This is a genomic window from Dokdonia sp. Asnod2-E02 (genome assembly GCF_045063915.1).
Lineage (GTDB): Bacteria > Bacteroidota > Bacteroidia > Flavobacteriales > Flavobacteriaceae > Dokdonia.
Genome location: NZ_JBEFNX010000005.1, coordinates 1,938,423 through 1,954,839 on the forward strand (window position 1 = coordinate 1,938,423; position 16,417 = coordinate 1,954,839).

The following is a 16,417-nucleotide window of genomic DNA, read 5'->3' on the forward strand; positions in this document are numbered from 1 at the left end:
GTGTTGAGGTTATATGGTTTATCTTTAATACCTATCAGACAGTAACTTTGTTGTCTAGCTATAAATATTATTGATAGTTTGTTTTTATAAATTAATAATAAACTATAGTTGTCAAGAAAGTCTTTAAATATCTTTGGTAAAAGTAAAAGTCTTAAAACACCTAATAATGAGTAGTAAACACACAAACGTATGGGACATAAATGATCCCAGTGCAGCAGCAAAATGTCCATTTCTTGGTAATCCAGATCAGTTAGTAGCCGGTAAGGGTACAACAAATAGAGACTGGTGGCCTAATGAGTTAAAATTAAATATCCTGCGTCAAAACGGTACAAGTAGTGACCCTATGGATAAAGATTTTGATTATGCCGCAGCTTTTAATAGTCTAGACTTTCCGACTTTAAAGCAAGAGGTTATAGATTTAATGACAGATTCACAAGATTGGTGGCCGGCAGATTATGGTCATTATGGGCCATTTATGATACGTATGGCTTGGCACAGTGCAGGTACTTATAGAATAGGTGATGGCCGTGGTGGTTCTAGTTCGGGATCACAACGTTTTGCGCCACTTAACAGTTGGCCAGATAACGGTAACTTAGATAAGGCACGTTTACTTTTGTGGCCTATCAAAAAGAAGTATGGTAAAAATCTCTCTTGGGCAGATTTATTTATCCTTGCGGGTAACGCGGCTTTAGAGTCAATGGGATTCCCAACCTTTGGTTTTTCAGGAGGAAGAGAAGATGTATGGGAGCCAGAACAAGATATTAACTGGGGTTATGAAGATGAGTGGCTAGGAGAAAAAGAGCGTCACGAGGGAGATAGAGAGCTTAAAGGATTTTTAGGTGCTACTCATATGGGACTTATTTATGTAAATCCAGAAGGACCTAGCGGTAAGCCAGACCCTATAGGGAGTGCATATGATATAAGAGAGACCTTTGGCCGTATGGCAATGAATGATGAAGAAACAGTGGCACTCGTTGCTGGAGGGCATACCTTCGGAAAAGCACACGGAGCGGCAGACCCAGAGAAGTATGTAGGCGCAGAGCCACACGGAGCAACTCTAGAAGAGATGAGTACTGGGTGGAAAAACACATATAAGAGCGGGGTACTAGATGATACTATTACTTCTGGTCTTGAAGGAGCCTGGACACCTAATCCTACACGTTGGGATGCAGAGTACTTTGACGTATTACTAAACTTAGACTGGGAGCTTACTACAAGTCCAGCAGGAGCACATCAGTGGAAACCATCTAATCCAGATGCACCACAAGCACCAGCTGCAGGAGGAAATGGTACTCAAGGCATAATGATGTCTACAGCAGATATGGCTCTTAAAATGGATCCAGAATATCGTAAGATTTCAGAGAAGTTCCATAAAGATCATAAAGCATTTGAAGATGCATTTGCAAGAGCTTGGTATAAATTGACACACCGTGATATGGGACCATTATCACGTTACTTAGGACCAGAATTGCCAAAAGAAGAATTATTATGGCAAGACCCTATCCCAGAAGCAAACGGATATACTTTATCAGATAGCCAAGTAGCAACACTTAAAACGGCTATCGACGCAACAGATTTATCTGCTTCAGATATGGTGAGCGTAGCCTGGGCATCTGCTTCTACATTTAGAAATAGTGATAAACGTGGTGGAGCAAATGGTGCTCGTATACGTCTAGCACCACAAAATAACTGGGAAGTAAATAACCCAGAACAATTAAGAAGAGTGCTTAATGAACTTAAAGATGTACAAGATAATGCTGGGTTTGATGTATCTATGGCAGACCTTATTGTACTTGCGGGTGGAGTAGGTGTTGAGCGTGCTGCTCACAATGCTGGCCATAAAGTAACGGTGCCTTTTACCCCAGGACGAACTGATGCAAGTCAAGAGCAAACAGATATTGACTCTTTTGGTTACCTAGAGCCTAGAGCAGATGGTTTTAGAAACTATCAGAAAGGTGGTATGGAAACTGCCGCAGAGGAGCTTCTTATAGATAGAGCAAATCTTATGGGACTTTCTATACCAGAGATGACTGCCTTAGTAGGAGGTATGCGTGTGATAGGTTGTAACTATGACGGGTCTAAAGTAGGAGTGTTTACAGATAAAGTAGGAGCCCTTACTAATGATTTCTTTGAGAACCTATTAGACTTCACATATACTTGGAAAGCACTATCATCAGACGATACATTATTTTCTGGAACAGATAGACGTACAGGAGATATGAAGTTTACAGGCTCAAGAGTAGATCTTATTTTTGGATCAAACACAGAGCTAAGAGCTATTGCAGAAGTATATGGAGCAAATGATGGTGAAGAACGTTTTGTAAACACCTTTGTAAGCGCCTTTGCAAAAGTGATGGATGCAGATCGTTTTGACGTGAAGTAATATAATTACGCTTTCGCGAAAGCGAAACAAAAAACAAAAGCCGACTTATCATAAGTCGGCTTTTTTATTGAATTTTTTATAAGCTAGAAATTGGTTTCAAAAAGACCTAGACACACCTTAATACCTTGTCTCATATTACCTATGCGTATATTCTCATTAGGATTATGCTGGTTGTTGTCCATATTAACAAGAGGCAAGATAACGGTAGGAAGATTTAAGGTGTTAATAAGCGGTACAATAGGCACCGTGCCACCCATCATACGTATCGTTACGGGCTCTTCATTAAAAACTTGTGTTAATCGCTGCCTCATTTTTACGCCAAAATCTCCCTGTGGACTTGTTCTAAAAGCATTTACAAGAGTTTTAGTCTTGACTGTTGCTATGCGCTTGTGAGTAAGGCGCTCCTGAGCGGTGGGGAGTCTGTCTAGTACAAAATACCCTTCATTGCTTATATGCTTTTTAATTTTATCTAGCTGGTCATCTCCACTTATTTCTGGTACAAGGCGCACATCAAGGTGTGCAGTTGCGGTGCTAGGTACTACGGTCTTGAGCCCTTTACCTGTCCAAGAGGTGTTGAGCTGTCTCACATTAAGTGTAGGATATTGTAGCGCTTCTTGATAATTTTTACCCACACTTTCGGCGCTGTGTAAGCCTAGTTTTTTATTAAAGCTAGCCGCGGTAAATGGCACAGACTGCATAACAATAGCTTCTTCTGGGCTTATAGTAATACCGTCATAATAGCCATCTATAAGTACCTTGCCATCATCATTTTTCATACTTGAGAGTAAATGGGATAGCCTAAAAACTGGGTTAGGTACATAATTACCGTAGTGACCACTATGTTGTGGCAAAGCAGCGCCATAGGTTGTAATCTCACAAGTAGCTATACCACGACACCCAAAGGTGAGTGTAGGCTTATTAGAACTATGCGCAGGGCCATCCATCACTATAAAATAGTCTGCAGCATAGCGATTTTTATAAGTGTCAAGAGTGCCTAGTAGAGCAGTAGAGCCATACTCTTCTTGAGGATCAAAAATTACTTTGATATTAAAATTTAGTGTTTTGCCTTGCTCCTGTAATATTTCTAATGCGGTAATAAACATTAGGATAGGCGCTTTATCATCTGCTGCGGCTCTTCCATATATGCGCCATTCATCATTTATTTTTTGGTTTAATGCATCCCAGCCCATTGCCGTCCAAGTTCCAGATGGGTCTTGTTTTTTTAACACAGGGGTAAAAGGATCTTCTTGATCCCAGACTGCGGGATTTACCGGTTGCCCGTCTATGTGCACATAAAAGAGAATTGTTTTAAGCGCAGGGTCGTATATTTTTTCTGCAAGTAGTATAGGCAATGTCTCGCTTTTAAGACGCGTAGTTGTAAAGCCTAGTGCCTCATATTTTTTTTCTACCCAAGCAATGTTTTCGAGCATAAGCTCTGGACTTTCTGGGAGATTAGGAATGCTCACAAAATCTTTGTGCTGTAATAAGGTTACTCTAAGACGTTCATCTATAACTGCATCATAGTTACTTTGGGATAGTGCAAAAAGTGGGACTAGACATAATATGTACAAGAGCGTTTTCATAGGCTTAGATTATATGTTGGCATTAGGTTTACGCTTTCGCGAAAGCGTACTTATCACTCTAGAAAGATACACAATAGGACAATGTGTAAAAAGTGTGGTTTCTAAAACTAAGTGCAAATTAAACCATATGACAAATAGCAAAGGTGGGGTGAAAAATATCTTATAGTTTTAAGCACAAGGCAGTATCTTTGCCATCTATGTTTCAACTCAAAAAAACCATCGTTTCTGAAGACATCATCGAAAAAGATTTTGTCTGTAATCTTAATGCCTGCAAGGGTGAGTGCTGTATAGCTGGAGAGGCTGGCGCACCACTGGAGGAAGATGAGGTGAAGATTATGGCAGACATTTATGAGGAGGTAAAACCATTTTTACGCCCAGAAGGTATCGCTGCTATTGAAGCACAAGGTACATCAATCGTGCGTGATGGTGAGCTTGAGACCCCACTTGTAAATGGTGCAGAGTGTGCCTATGTTACTTTTAATGATAAAGGCTGGGCAAGTTGCGGTATAGAAGATGCATATAATGCTGGTAAAGTAGACTGGAAAAAACCTATTTCTTGTCATTTATACCCTGTGAGGGTACAAAAGTACAGCTCATTTTCGGCAGTAAATTATCATCGCTGGCCTATTTGTGATGATGCCTGTACACTGGGGCAAGAACTTAAAGTACCTGTTTACAAGTTTACTAAAGATGCGCTCGTACGTAAATTTGGCGAAGAGTGGTATGCAGAGCTAGAAACTACTGCTGCAGAAATGGGTAAATAAGAGTAAGGTAACCGTGGCCTTATCTGTAGTATAGTTGTCTTATCTTTAGTCATCATAAAGAAAAAGAGACTGCAATGCACTTTACTTCAAAACTCCCAGATGTAGGTACCACCATTTTTACAGTGATGAGTAAGCTTGCTCATCAAGAAGGAGCTATTAATCTTGCTCAAGGTTTTCCTGGGTTTGATAGTGATCCCAAGTTACAACAACTGGTAACTAAGGCTATGAGTGATGGGTATAATCAGTATGCACCTATGCCTGGAGTATATGGCCTACGCGAGCAAATAGCCAATAAGATAAATGCATTATACGGCAGTGATTATCATCCAGAGAGTGAGGTAACTGTGACGGCTGGGGCCACACAAGCTATTTATACCATTGTATCTGCTTTTATAAGACTAGGAGATGAGGTAATTGTTCTTAAACCAGCATATGATTGTTATGAGCCAGCAGTAACAGTAAATGGAGGAACTATAGTCCCTATACAACTCAAGGCACCATTGTATAAAGTAAACTGGAGTGCGGTAGAGCGTGCTATAACGCCTAAGACTAAGATGCTTTTTATAAACACACCGCATAACCCTACAGGTACTATACTTGATAAGGAGGATATGATGGAGCTGTCTAGAATATTAAAAGGCACAGATATTATCTTGCTTAGTGATGAGGTGTATGAGCATATTGTTTTTGATGGTAAACAACACGAGAGTGTAGCTAGATATCCAGAGCTACGAGCACGTAGTTTTATTACTGCATCTTTTGGAAAAACCTTTCACAACACAGGGTGGAAAATGGGATATACAGTAGCGCCTAAGGCATTAATGGAGGAGTTTCAGAAAGTACACCAGTTTAATGTTTTTTCTGTACATCATCCATCACAAAAAGCCTTTGCAACATATCTTAAAGAACCAGAGCATTATTTGAGACTCAATGATTTCTTTCAGCAAAAGAGGGATTTATTTTTAGACCTAATTAAAGACTCACGTTTTAAGGTAACACCCGCTGCTGGAACTTATTTTCAAATGCTAGATTATAGCGAGATAACGCAGGAGGAAGATGTAGAATTTGCAAAGAGGCTCACAAAAGACCATAAAGTAGCATCAATACCGACCTCAGTCTTTAATCTTCATCAAGAAGATTTTAAAATGCTTCGTTTTTGCTTTGCAAAAGATGATGAAACCCTTAAAAAAGCAGCAACTATTTTATGTGAGATTTAATCATCTAGTCTTCTAGCCACCCAGCCTCTCACAAGCTCTGCAGTTATACCAAAGGCTACGTGAGCCAGAAACTCATTTGCTTGTAACTTTACTGGGATGTCTTCTGGAGCTTCTTCTAGACCCATAAGTGGTAATGATGTCTCGTGTGTAGCAAGATATGCTGTCGTTCCGAAGAGGGCGCCCTCCACTACATTAGTCTCTGGTCTGTCACGTTTTGCATAGCCTAGACTCGCGCCTAGTGTTACTCCTATTGGGATGTTTACCAGTTGTTCTGCTAGATCCCGGTTTGAAGCACTTACGGGTTCACCCGTGAGTTTTTTAGAAATATTATCTACAAGTTTAAGTTGCGCGCTTTCTGTGTTAGGTTGTCTTACTGGTAAAAAACGTTCGATTGCTGTTTTTACAATAGTACCTGCAAGTCCACCTAGTACACCAGAGATAACTCCTCTCGAAGCGTTAGATGCCATTGTGTCTTTTTCTAGCCAGTTTGATAATGCAGAGTTGCTCATTGTAATATAGTTTTGGTTAGTGTTTTTAAATATAGTTTAGAACTTGAGCTTAGGGTCTTAAGAGAATTGTAATTAACAAGATTTTAGCGAGCCTACTAGATGAACAAATGTTTTTACAATGATTACTTAAATCATATTATAGGTAAATATTATGACTGCTTGTGAGCGCGATATTTGTTTTGTGATTATATTTATACATTAAGTTAGATAGCACAGCATATTATGAATGACAAACTTTTTGATGCCATACGCAACGGAGATGTAGAGATGGTAAAAGCAATTATAACGGCACACCCAGAGCTTATTAATATAAAAGATCAACGTGGTTCAACGCCACTCTTACTTGCGACTTATTACGGTAATCAAGATATGGCAGAGGCTATGCTTAAGCACAAACCAGATCTTAATGCAAAAGATGCTTCTGGTAACACGGCTCTTATGGGTGTTTGTTTTAAGGGATATGCGTCCATCGCAAAACTACTTATAGACCACGGTGCAGATGTAAATGCTCAAAATTTAAATAGTGCAACCGCTTTGATTTATGCAGCAACTTTTGCACAGTCAGAAATTGCACAGCTACTTATAGATAATGGCGCAGACGCAAGCCACGTAGACGAAAAAGGCAACACCGCTTACGATCACGCAAAAATGCAAGGAGCAGAAAAGCTAATGGCTATTTTAGAAGGCAAGTAGCAGGTTTACGCTTTCGCGAAAGCGTAATTCTCCATCTTTACTCACGCATTTTTAATCTATCCAAATTGCGAGAGGTCAAAATTTGCATAGTCTTTTACCCAATGCGTGCATCCATTTTTGAGCATTGCGTCTTTGTTTTTTGTGCCTATGCCTAAAAAGTCTATCTCAAGATCTTGTGCAGCTTTGAGATCCCAAAGACCATCGCCCACAGCAATGATGCGCTCAAAACTAGTGTGACCATAATGTGCCTTAGACTTCTCTATGGCTTCTTTTACAAAACCTACTCGTGATACATTTTCTAGCGAGGTAGCGAGTACTTCTGGTATAAATGGCACACCAGAGCCTTCCATCTTTACCACTGTTGCTTTTGGGAAAGCTCCCGTACCATATGCAAAAGGGATTTTTTCGTTTATGAGAACCTCAAGTAATGTTGTAGCACCTTTTATCTCTGGCACAGAAGGGTGTTTTATGAGCTCTTCTCCTAAGAGTGTGTCTAGTGTGTACCGTAAATCTTGTGGTGCTTTCTTGCCAAAATTGCGCTCATAATTATACTCTAGTGCATAGCGATCTGTATGATGCAGGTAGTTGTCATAGTCTGTATCTATATCCTTCAGACCTATATCTGCAAGTACTTTGGTTATTACGGGTAAATAGGTTGGTATGCTGTCAGTAAGTGTACCGTCTATGTCAAATACAATAAGTGTGTCTTGATTAATCATCTAAAAAGGTGTTTTAATTTCATCTCGCCATCGCTGTTGAGCTTATGAACAATTTTTATAAAAGCAAGCGCCGTGATTAAAGAGTCTCCTGCTGCGGTATGCCTGTCGTGTAGTGGTATTTTAAGCGCTTCGGCAAGCTCATCTAGGGTGTAGCGCTTGTCTTGTAGAGGTCTGTTTACTGGGTGTACTAGTCTCTTGTATAAAATCTCTGTATCGAGCTGTCTGTTTTTTAGTCTGCCTAGGCCAGCTCTTTTAAGTGATTGATTTACCACTGCTACGTCAAAGCCTACGTGATGCCCTACCAGAATATCTGTGCCTATAAAATCTAGACACTGGGCAATGGCTTCTTTTTCATTTACCTTGAGGTAATTGCCTTGTTTTAAGATCCCGTGTATTTGTGCGCTGTCTGGATTGTAAAAGTCTTGTTTTAAAAACAGCTCGAGCGTGTCTGCCACAATAACTTGATTGCCTACTACAGCAACACCACCTAGGGAAAGAATGCGATCTTTTTTATAATCTAAACCCGTGGTCTCTGTATCAAAAACTACAAATCTTGTGTTTTGTAAACCCTTGCTATCTGCGGTTTTTTTAAAGAAGCTTTTTTTCTTTTTTTCTTTCGCGAAAGCGTCAAGATATTTTATCCAAAACTCTGGTAGTGAGTCATTATTTTTTGAGAATAAGGACATCTAGCTTAAGTTTTGAGTTTGAAATCGTACACGTAGTACTTCTTGCACATCCCGTAAGGGTTTAAAACATCTCTTGAGTTTAAGTCTATCAGATTTTGATAATGACTCTAGTTGTATAAAGCGACCGCTATCTCCGTTTTTTAAACCTTGTTGTACTCTAAATTTAAGTAGTGCTTTAAACGCATAAGCACAACTTTCATATAACTCTCGGTTTTCTGGTTCTAGTATTGCGAGTTGCTCGTATCTAGTAGAAGTTCTATTTACATTTTTGAGACCGTGATATAGAGAAAGTACTCTTGCCGCACCTATAAGAGGGGCCATTGCTCTGTTTTTTATATCAAATTCATCTTTATGGGCCCCATCACTTTCTACCAGAAAGTTTCTGAAAAAACTCACCGGCGGCGGATTTTTAAGCGCATCTTTTGCCATAAATCGATAAAAAATGGAGCTGTCGCCTAGTAAACTGTAAATATGAGTAGTGAGCTCGTCAACGAGTTGCTGGCTTCCAAAGGTACGCCTGTAATCAAAAAAGATACCCGAGAGTAGCATACTCTCTGGTGAGGGGTCGTATATCCAGCCTTTAAATTTTTCTTTCCACTCACTTATGGGTAAACAATACAAAGGGTTGCTCCCCATCATATCTGCAGGACAATAATCATAGCCTATTTTATGCAGGCGTTTGTTCATACGGTTTGCCAGTCTTAAGAAATAAGCTTTTGTGGCTTCCTCTTTTTCTGCGGGGACATTTTCATAAACAAGGGCATTATCTTGATCTGTATATAACAACTGCTCTTCCCTGCCTTGACTCCCTAAAGCTAGCCAAGTAAAAGGCACTGGAGGGGGTTCACTCATTTTGGCTAGTGAGAGTTCCATCGTACGATATATGAGTGCACCCTTGAGCTCAGAGAAGATATTGAGTATGTGTGATAGTGGTAAGCCTTGGTCAAGGTAGTTTGTAAGTATTACCGTTGCTTTCTCCCAAGACATACGTAGGAGTTTAGTCTTTTCTGCTCTTTTGATTTCTTTAATAAGCTCTGCAGGACTATTACCAAATGAGACTACAATATCGTGCTTGCTTAGTATCCCTATTATAGCGCTTCTATCTGTTCCATCTTTTGTAATTACGAGATGATTTACTTCGTACTTTATAAGCATAAGCTGCGCCTGCCCTACCGTTATATCTCCAGGAGCGCACACCACGGGATGAATCATTATATCCTTTGTAAGTGTGCTTGTAGTGTCTGTGCCACTTGCAATGGCGTTGCGCAGTTCCCTATTAGTCAAAATCCCAACAGGTAGCTCGTTGCTAGTTACAACCAGACTACCTATCCTGCTAGATTGCATAAGTTGTGCTGCCTCTTGCACAGTAGCACTTGGTTCACAACTTACTACATTCTTACTGTAGTTTGCTTGCTGCAAGCCTAGCAAGTCTTGATTGCGATCGGGCTCATAGGTGTTAAGTAAGGATCCGTTTTGTTGTAAGGTGTAGGGGTCCTTTATGTTTGAAGCAAAGCTGGCGATGAGGTAATTTGAGATGGCCTTGTTCGCTTTCGCGAAAGCGGAAAACGCTTCTACCGGTATCGTGTAGATAATAGTTTCCTCATTTGCCGTGGCTGTCGTACGGTAGGTGTTCTCACTAGTTACTTTAAGGCCAAATAAATCGCCCTCATCACAAATGTCTACCACCTTTGTCTTATTACCAGAAGGTCTAGTGAGTTTTATGGCGCCTTGCTGAACGATATAAAAGCGATCACTATAGAGCTCGTCTCGAGAGAAAAGAATCTGATCTTTATCTAGATAGAGCACATTTGCCAGCGTAGATATTTTAAAGAGATCGTCACTCGCCATAAACTGAAAAGGCGGGAACTGTTTTAAAAAATCATATATACGTGTTGCGATTGTGTTTTGCATAGACAGTGCGATGGTACGTAAAGATAATAATGAGTTGCTAGCTTTTATAATAGTACGGTAGTTTTATATAGGCATACGTTTTATCTTTATGCTATGGAAAGAGATCAACTTAATGTGGCAATGATACAAAGCGATTTAATCTGGGAGCAACCCGCTCAAAATCGCCTAGCCTTTGAAAAGCACTTTACACAATTACCAGAAAACTGTGATCTCGCCATCTTGCCAGAAATGTTTACAACCGGTTTCTCTATGAATCCAGGACCTCTAGCAGAGACTATGGATGGCATCACAGTGCAGTGGATGAAAGCACAAGCAAAAAAATATAAAACGGCTATTTGCGGTAGTCTCATTATAGAGGAAAACGATTTGTACTATAATCGTTTTGTTTTTATAACCCCAGAGGGTACAATAGATTATTACAATAAAAGACACACCTTTAATATGGCCGGTGAGGGTGAAAAATATCAAGCTGGTGATGCGCCCGTCACTATTACCTACCTAGGGTGGAAAATACTATTGCAAGTTTGTTACGATTTAAGATTTCCTGTTTTTGCAAGAAATACCTCAGGCTATGATGTGGTCTTATATGTGGCAAACTGGCCAGAGGCTAGAGTAGGAGCGTGGGATACTTTATTACAAGCGCGCGCTATAGAAAATATGGCTTATACCATAGGTGTAAATCGAGTAGGTACAGATGCAAATAATCTCAATTATGTAGGTCACACCGCTGCATATGATGTGCTGGGTAAAACTATGGCTATTGCAAGAGTTGAAGAAAAGGTAGTGCTTGCTACACTTTCAAAAAACCACATTAAAGAGACAAGAGCAAAGTTGCCGTTTCTTCAAGACAAAGATGTATTTACTCTGGGGTAGGAATTTCTAGTGGCTCTTCTTTAGGGAGTAGCTCAAATCGCTCCTTTGCAAACCAGCTAGGTCGCACCTCTATCTCACCAGGGTAGTTAATTATAATTTCTGGCTGTCTCTTTAGTAAGAAGTTACCAGAGTCAAAGACTTTATTGTTATTCGCATCTTCTACAAGGCGCACTTTGTACTTACCAGGCTTGAGAAGCTTAAACTCAAATACCGTTTCTTTTGAACTAAAGCGCTCTTCTACCACCTTTTCTTGACTATCGAGCAACTGTACGATATATGGGAATGCTTGTGCATTTACTAGTGTGAGCTCTATATCACCGTAATCACCTATTTCCTTAGTTTGGGCTTTGTAGCGCAGGGTGTCATTCTTTTGTCCAAAGTAATCTGTAATCGCATTTGGTAAGACCGTAATACTATATCTCGTTTTTTCTTCCTTCTTGAAGTCAAAATCAATAGCTGTGCTATTCTCTGCAAGGGCGTAGTCAAACTCTATTTCTGTAGAGTCTTTTATAACGGTAATAAGCTCTTTGTTTATACTATCTATGGGGATATTACTCTGTATACGATAAGCTTTATTAAATAAAACTACATTTCGGTACTTCGATGAAAATGAGAGCGAGTCTAATCTTGGTTTTCTTATACGTGCTTGTAAGGTGTCTGAGTATCCAGGAGCAGTGGCGTTAAATATAAGAGAGTCTATTGCCAGCTTAGGCTTGTACCAGTAGTAAAGGGTATCTTCACCTTTTTTAGTAATTGTTGAGGTGTGCTTGTCTCCTGCATCTGTTAGAAGATTAATAGCAATACTATCTCTATATCCCGTGGTTCCAAAGGCTATTCTGCCTTCTGCTGCGTGCTTAGGTCTCGAGACTTTATAAGCAGGAGCCTCTGTAAATAACTTTAAAGTATAAGAAGAGTCTGTAGGAACATTAATAAACTCTTCTATAAAGGCAATTTTATCCTTTTTAGGCTGGAAGGTATAGTTTGCATCCTCATCTTTGAGACCTATAAGCGCATACTTTCCAGGCTTGAGGTAGTCTAGTGTAAAAGTGTCTAAACTATCTAGTGTATTAGTAACATATAGAGGAGGTTTGTTATAAACCGTTGAGTCTGTATAAGTACTATCTGCTTCATAAAGCATTACAGTTACAAAGTTGTCTGGCTTTTCTGCCACTGCATCTATAATTTTTCCAGATACTTTAAGGCTATCTATATAGTCTCCAGTAGACATCACATATTTAAATGACGGGAAAGGGTTTCCTTCATTATTATCTACAATACTTAGCCCAAAGTTAAATACATAAGTGGTGTTAGGAGCTAGCGTATCTTGAATGTCAATTTTGATATATTTTGAAGCAGTTCCCTGCGGTGAGATGACTCTATTCACAATAGGAGGCGAGATGATAAGCTGCTTGCGCAAGTCTTTGAGCTTTACATATTCATCAAAGTAGATGCGTATCTCATCTCCATCAAAGTTGGTTGTAAAGTTAGGCGGTGTCGCTTTTACAAACACGGGAGGTAGGCTATCCATAGGCCCTCCATCTGGTGAGCCGCGTTTTGCACAATTTACCAGAGTGAGTGCCATACCCACGATTACAAGAGCAAAAACGGTTGCTCTTTTTAAGTTCATAAAGTACCAAGGGTTATCTCTCATCTATTTGCAAAGAAACAATTAATTTACCCAAAACGAAATACCTATTGCGCTATTGCCATAACAGCAATACTTAACTTAATATTAGGGATTTTAAGCAGCTGCAATGCGCAGGCCTCCAGAGTAGCTCCCGTAGTGAGTATGTCATCACATAGTAAAATATGCTTTCCTTCTAGCGAGTTGTCTATCGCTACGGTAAAAGCATCAAGCACCTCGTCACTGCGAGTAAAACGGCCTTTAAAAACTTGAGTCTTCGTATTCTTAGACTTTATAAGCACATCATCTCTATATGTTGCAGTAAGTGACTTTGCAAGCGCTTTACCAAAACCGGCTACTTGATTGTAACCTCTTGTTTTCTTCTTTTTAGGGTGTATGGGTACGGGCACAATGCAATCTATTTCTTTATAGTTGTCAAGAATAGCAAGGTCTGCACCTAGCCAGTTGCCTAAAAACTCGCTTATGTTTTTGTGACCTCTGTACTTTAAGTTATGTAAGAGTTCTTGTACGGGACCTTTTTTCTCAAAATAAAATAAGGCTGTCGCTTCTTCAAGATTGAGACGTCCGTAAAATACTTTTTTTATTGCAGGGTCGTTGTACCTATGAAAATCTGTAAGAGGGAGTGTATGTCTGCACTGTGTGCAAATCATATCTTCTGCCTCAAGAAGCTCATTGTCGCAAGATTTACAACTTTCAGGAAAAAAAAGAGATCGTAAAGATTGTAGCAAGGTTTTACTTTTTTTTTCTAATTTAACGCCTTTGAGCGAATAATAGACCATCTATGCGTACTAAAAGTACCAATAATACTTTACTAATTCTTGTTATACTGCTATGTCTAGTTGTCGCTGGGTTAGGGTATTATACGTATGATTTTCAAAGTGAGGTGCAAAAGAGAGAAGCACAATTACTCACAGAGAAAGCACAAATAGCTACGCAACTTGAGCAAGAAATATCAAAATATAGCGCACTGCTAGAAGAACGTGATGCGCTAAAAGCAAACCTCAAACAAGCACAAGTAAGACTTATAGAGCTCAAAAAGACACTTCAAGGAGAAAATGTTACTAGGTCAAAGATGCGACAATTTCAGCTCGAGATACAAAAACTGCGTAGAGAGCGTGAGTACTTTATTACCGAAAATGACAGCCTTACGCTAGAAACTAAAAGGCTAGCAACACTCCAGCAAGAGACACAAAAAGCACTAGATGAAGCAAAGAAGTCTCAAGACAGTATTCAAAAATCTAATAGAGAGCTTGCAGACAGGCTCACACAAGGAGCAAAGCTCACCGTGAGTAACCTCGCTGCACGCGGCGTTATACAACGCAACAGTGGTAAATTTGTAATCACCTCTCGCGCCAGTCGTGTAGAGATGATACAAGTATGTTTTACGGTAAATGATAATCAACTGGCAGTAGCAGGTGATAAGATCTTTTATGTGCAAGTTCTTAACGAGCAAGGTAAAATGCTAGGTGTAGAGCGATCAGAAAAGTGGCCTAGTGGAGAAGAGATTGTGTACAATACAAAAACTAAAATCCCTTACTCAAATAAGGCCTATACCATATGCGAGCTAGTGCTTCCCGTACAGCAAATAGATAGAGGTGCATATATTGTGCGCATTTTCCACGATCAAGCAATGTTGCTCTCTACAACCCTTACCTTAAAATAGGTTGCTTGCAATTTCCATAACTACAGATGGATTGCTATTTTTACGCCTAGTTAAATAAGTAAATATTACTCTCAATTATTGAGGTTTAAAGGGTTTTTATTACGCTTTCGCGAAAGCGGAAATAGCTCCACATAAATCATCAGTATCATAACCATCTACATACTATGGCTCAACAAGACGATCAATTTAAAAAAGTAATCTCCCACGCAAAGGAATATGGCTACGTTTTTCAAAGTAGCGAAATATATGACGGACTAAGCGCTGTTTACGATTACGGTCAAAACGGTGTAGAGTTAAAGAAAAATATACGTGATTACTGGTGGAAATCTATGGTGCAAATGCACGATAATATAGTGGGTCTTGACGCGGCAATCTTTATGCATCCTACTACCTGGAAGGCCTCTGGTCACGTAGATGCTTTTAGTGATCCGTTAATAGATAATAAGGACTCAAAAAAACGTTACAGAGCAGATGTGCTAGTGGAAGATTACTGCCTTAAGATTGAAACAAAAATCGAAAAGGAAGTAAAGAAGGCTCAAAAGCGTTTTGGGGATGCGTTTAATAAAGAAGAATTTTTAAGCACAAACCCACGTGTACTTGGATATCAAGAAAAGATAGATACAATTTTATCTCGCCTAGGTAAGTCACTAGAAAAAGAAGACCTGGCAGATGTAAAACTGCTCATAGAAGAGTTAGGCATAGGTTGCCCACTAAGCGGTAGTAAGAACTGGACAGATGTAAAACAGTTTAACCTTATGTTTGGAACTAAGCTAGGTGCTAGTGCAGAGAGCGCTATGGATCTTTACTTGCGACCAGAAACTGCTCAGGGTATTTTTGTAAACTTCTTAAACGTTCAGAAAACGGGACGTATGAAGATTCCTTTTGGAATTGCACAAACGGGAAAGGCTTTTAGAAATGAGATTGTTGCAAGACAGTTTATCTTTAGAATGCGTGAGTTTGAGCAAATGGAGATGCAATTTTTTATAAAACCTGGAACACAAGGGGAGTGGTACAAACACTGGAAAGAAACCAGAATGAAGTGGCACTTATCTCTAGGTATGGGTGAGGATAATTACCGTTTTCACGATCACGAGAAGCTTGCTCACTATGCAGATGCTGCGGCAGATATTGAGTTTAAATTCCCTTTTGGGTTTAAAGAGCTAGAGGGTATACACTCTCGTACAGATTTTGACCTTAAGGCACACGAAGAGCACTCTGGTAAAAAGCTACAATATTTTGATCACGAAGATAATGCGAGTTATACACCTTATGTTTTAGAAACATCAATAGGTCTTGATCGTATGTTTCTTGCAGTATTTTCTAATTCTCTTGTTGAGGAAGAGTTAGAAAATAACACAACAAGAACAGTACTTAAATTACCTGCTGTACTTGCGCCTGTAAAAGCAGCTGTTTTTCCGCTTGTAAAGAAAGATGGTTTACCAGAAGTAGCAAAGCAAATTATAGATGATCTTAAGTATGACTTTAATGTGTTTTATGACGAAAAAGATGCTGTAGGTAAGCGTTACAGAAGACAAGACGCAAACGGAACACCTTTTTGTATTACTGTAGACCACGATACGCTAGAAGATAAAATGGTGACCATACGCCACAGAGATACGATGGAACAAAAGCGTGTTCTTATCACAGACCTCGCTGCAATAATTGATAAGGAAGTAAATTTTAAGCACTGGATAGCATAGTATTTATTATGCATACACTGTTAAAACGCCCATTTAGTGGGCGTTTTTTTATGCTTTAAGGTGTGTTTTTG

General features: G+C 39.5%; 14 protein-coding genes. 7 read left to right on the top strand and 7 right to left on the bottom strand.

The window, feature by feature from the left end; translation table 11 throughout:
- The first annotated feature begins 166 nt into the window (after positions 1 to 166).
- Positions 167 to 2,383, top strand: a complete 2,217-nt coding sequence (gene katG / locus ACJJVM_RS08860; protein ID WP_405211450.1) for a catalase/peroxidase HPI — start codon at positions 167 to 169, stop codon at positions 2,381 to 2,383.
- A gap of 83 nt (positions 2,384 to 2,466) precedes the next feature.
- On the opposite strand, the gene ACJJVM_RS08865 is transcribed toward katG, so the two are convergent.
- The gene (locus ACJJVM_RS08865; RefSeq protein WP_405211451.1) at positions 2,467 to 3,966 is read right to left on the bottom strand and encodes a M20/M25/M40 family metallo-hydrolase; all 1,500 of its coding nucleotides are present in this window, start codon (positions 3,964 to 3,966) and stop codon (positions 2,467 to 2,469) included.
- A gap of 197 nt (positions 3,967 to 4,163) precedes the next feature.
- Here ACJJVM_RS08865 and ACJJVM_RS08870 point away from each other — a divergent pair, with 197 nt between their 5' ends.
- Both ACJJVM_RS08870 and ACJJVM_RS08875 read left to right on the top strand, forming a co-directional pair.
- Positions 4,164 to 4,730, top strand: a complete 567-nt coding sequence (locus tag ACJJVM_RS08870; protein ID WP_038601058.1) for a DUF3109 family protein — start codon at positions 4,164 to 4,166, stop codon at positions 4,728 to 4,730.
- Positions 4,731 to 4,804: 74 nt separating this feature from the next.
- Positions 4,805 to 5,947: a methionine aminotransferase gene (locus ACJJVM_RS08875; RefSeq protein ID WP_405211452.1), complete on the top strand. Its 1,143-nt coding sequence runs from the start codon at positions 4,805 to 4,807 to the stop codon at positions 5,945 to 5,947.
- Here the strand turns inward: ACJJVM_RS08875 and ACJJVM_RS08880 are convergent.
- Positions 5,944 to 6,456 carry a DUF1440 domain-containing protein gene (locus ACJJVM_RS08880; protein WP_405211453.1) on the bottom strand — a complete coding sequence of 171 codons (513 nt, stop codon included), beginning with the start codon at positions 6,454 to 6,456 and terminating at the stop codon, positions 5,944 to 5,946. The two genes, ACJJVM_RS08875 and ACJJVM_RS08880, sit on opposite strands and share 4 nt — an antisense overlap.
- A gap of 222 nt (positions 6,457 to 6,678) precedes the next feature.
- Between ACJJVM_RS08880 and ACJJVM_RS08885 the strand changes: the two genes are divergently transcribed.
- Positions 6,679 to 7,149: an ankyrin repeat domain-containing protein gene (locus ACJJVM_RS08885; RefSeq protein WP_298349245.1), complete on the top strand. Its 471-nt coding sequence runs from the start codon at positions 6,679 to 6,681 to the stop codon at positions 7,147 to 7,149.
- A gap of 56 nt (positions 7,150 to 7,205) precedes the next feature.
- On the opposite strand, the gene ACJJVM_RS08890 is transcribed toward ACJJVM_RS08885, so the two are convergent.
- The 3 genes from ACJJVM_RS08890 to ACJJVM_RS08900 are packed head-to-tail and all read right to left on the bottom strand — an operon-like array spanning position 7,206 to position 10,465.
- On the bottom strand, positions 7,206 to 7,868 hold the full coding sequence (locus tag ACJJVM_RS08890) for an HAD family hydrolase (protein ID WP_405211454.1): 663 nt from the start codon (positions 7,866 to 7,868) through the stop codon (positions 7,206 to 7,208).
- A complete protein-coding gene (locus tag ACJJVM_RS08895; RefSeq protein WP_405211455.1) occupies positions 7,865 to 8,554 on the bottom strand; it encodes a PolC-type DNA polymerase III in 690 nt (229 codons plus the stop codon). Before ACJJVM_RS08895 ends, ACJJVM_RS08890 begins: the two co-directional genes overlap by 4 nt.
- Positions 8,555 to 10,465, bottom strand: coding sequence for a DUF294 nucleotidyltransferase-like domain-containing protein (locus ACJJVM_RS08900; RefSeq protein ID WP_405211456.1), 1,911 nt, complete (start codon positions 10,463 to 10,465; stop codon positions 8,555 to 8,557).
- A gap of 93 nt (positions 10,466 to 10,558) precedes the next feature.
- On the opposite strand from ACJJVM_RS08900, the gene ACJJVM_RS08905 reads away from it, so the two are divergent.
- Entirely contained in the window at positions 10,559 to 11,338 is a 780-nt protein-coding gene (locus tag ACJJVM_RS08905) for a nitrilase family protein (protein WP_405211457.1), read from the top strand.
- On the opposite strand, the gene ACJJVM_RS08910 is transcribed toward ACJJVM_RS08905, so the two are convergent.
- Positions 11,325 to 12,965 (bottom strand): Ig-like domain-containing protein, encoded by a 1,641-nt coding sequence (locus ACJJVM_RS08910; protein WP_405211458.1) that lies wholly within the window; start codon positions 12,963 to 12,965, stop codon positions 11,325 to 11,327. The genes ACJJVM_RS08905 and ACJJVM_RS08910 overlap by 14 nt on opposite strands.
- 65 nt (positions 12,966 to 13,030) lie before the next feature.
- On the bottom strand, positions 13,031 to 13,633 hold the full coding sequence (locus ACJJVM_RS08915) for a ComF family protein (protein ID WP_405211459.1): 603 nt from the start codon (positions 13,631 to 13,633) through the stop codon (positions 13,031 to 13,033).
- Positions 13,634 to 13,764: 131 nt separating this feature from the next.
- Here ACJJVM_RS08915 and ACJJVM_RS08920 point away from each other — a divergent pair, with 131 nt between their 5' ends.
- Together ACJJVM_RS08920 and ACJJVM_RS08925 are read left to right on the top strand one after the other, a co-directional pair.
- On the top strand, positions 13,765 to 14,646 hold the full coding sequence (locus tag ACJJVM_RS08920; RefSeq protein ID WP_405211460.1) for a hypothetical protein: 882 nt from the start codon (positions 13,765 to 13,767) through the stop codon (positions 14,644 to 14,646).
- Between the two features lie 164 nt (positions 14,647 to 14,810).
- Positions 14,811 to 16,346 carry a glycine--tRNA ligase gene (locus ACJJVM_RS08925; RefSeq protein WP_298349226.1) on the top strand — a complete coding sequence of 512 codons (1,536 nt, stop codon included), beginning with the start codon at positions 14,811 to 14,813 and terminating at the stop codon, positions 16,344 to 16,346.
- Positions 16,347 to 16,417 lie beyond the last annotated feature (71 nt).

Bases quoted from the DNA above. Each gene is read 5' to 3' on its own strand.
- katG (WP_405211450.1), top strand. From the start codon at position 167: ATGAGTAGTAAACACACAAACGTATGGGACATAAATGATCCCAGTGCA.
- ACJJVM_RS08865 (WP_405211451.1), bottom strand. From the start codon at position 3,966: ATGAAAACGCTCTTGTACATATTATGTCTAGTCCCACTTTTTGCACTA.
- ACJJVM_RS08870 (WP_038601058.1), top strand. From the start codon at position 4,164: ATGTTTCAACTCAAAAAAACCATCGTTTCTGAAGACATCATCGAAAAA.
- ACJJVM_RS08875 (WP_405211452.1), top strand. From the start codon at position 4,805: ATGCACTTTACTTCAAAACTCCCAGATGTAGGTACCACCATTTTTACA.
- ACJJVM_RS08880 (WP_405211453.1), bottom strand. From the start codon at position 6,456: ATGAGCAACTCTGCATTATCAAACTGGCTAGAAAAAGACACAATGGCA.
- ACJJVM_RS08885 (WP_298349245.1), top strand. From the start codon at position 6,679: ATGAATGACAAACTTTTTGATGCCATACGCAACGGAGATGTAGAGATG.
- ACJJVM_RS08890 (WP_405211454.1), bottom strand. From the start codon at position 7,868: ATGATTAATCAAGACACACTTATTGTATTTGACATAGACGGTACACTT.
- ACJJVM_RS08895 (WP_405211455.1), bottom strand. From the start codon at position 8,554: ATGTCCTTATTCTCAAAAAATAATGACTCACTACCAGAGTTTTGGATA.
- ACJJVM_RS08900 (WP_405211456.1), bottom strand. From the start codon at position 10,465: ATGCAAAACACAATCGCAACACGTATATATGATTTTTTAAAACAGTTC.
- ACJJVM_RS08905 (WP_405211457.1), top strand. From the start codon at position 10,559: ATGGAAAGAGATCAACTTAATGTGGCAATGATACAAAGCGATTTAATC.
- ACJJVM_RS08910 (WP_405211458.1), bottom strand. From the start codon at position 12,965: ATGAACTTAAAAAGAGCAACCGTTTTTGCTCTTGTAATCGTGGGTATG.
- ACJJVM_RS08915 (WP_405211459.1), bottom strand. From the start codon at position 13,633: ATGATTTGCACACAGTGCAGACATACACTCCCTCTTACAGATTTTCAT.
- ACJJVM_RS08920 (WP_405211460.1), top strand. From the start codon at position 13,765: ATGCGTACTAAAAGTACCAATAATACTTTACTAATTCTTGTTATACTG.
- ACJJVM_RS08925 (WP_298349226.1), top strand. From the start codon at position 14,811: ATGGCTCAACAAGACGATCAATTTAAAAAAGTAATCTCCCACGCAAAG.